Origin of the sequence: Enterobacter cloacae complex sp. I2, assembly GCF_014896205.1 — a bacterium.
Lineage (GTDB): Bacteria > Pseudomonadota > Gammaproteobacteria > Enterobacterales > Enterobacteriaceae > Enterobacter > Enterobacter quasihormaechei.
Window position 1 is genome coordinate 1 of record NZ_JADBRA010000051.1, and the last position, 580, is coordinate 580.

Here is a 580-nt window from a genome sequence, read left to right on the forward strand (position 1 = left end):
TTGCCAGATCCGGTACTACGAACATCAGAGGGTGATTTGTGTCAGCATTACGGATAGATGTACGGCTAATAAACTGGTAGCACCTTTCATAATTCATCGCGGAGCGTTGCTTCTGTTCAAATTCTTCAACATTCCAGCCGTTAAGCTCCGCATACTGCCGCCATTTACCTTGGAAATCTTTATCAAGATTACTGCATCCGAGAAATACAGCATTGTGTATGTGCTGGTAATCGTTCAGGCCATAGGAAGCCATTGAAACACGGATACCACGGGAAGCATCGGTAAGAATTTCATCTCCTATCGTAGTAAACTGACACAGGGATTTATCTCTGTTGGTAGCGAAGATAAATTCACCAGGCACGCGCTGGATGATTTCCTGGAGATGTTCGTGAAACACTTTCTGTAATGCTGTCAAGGTGCATCTGTTTTCACATACGGCAACCAGGGAGATCGGCACACGCTTGTGCTTACGTCTTTCAAGTGGCGGCTGTAAATGTTCACCTGCTTCCTCTACTTCGTAATTCGCCAGATGTTCAGAAGCCCAAACAAACAAACTTCGAGAAGAGCCAGCACCTAAGAG

At 45.5% G+C, this 580-nt stretch carries 1 pseudogene; it reads right to left on the minus strand.

Annotation, left to right across the window (positions count from 1 at the left end):
• Positions 1-580: pseudogene (locus IM300_RS22540) on the minus strand (hypothetical protein); the annotation flags it as partial.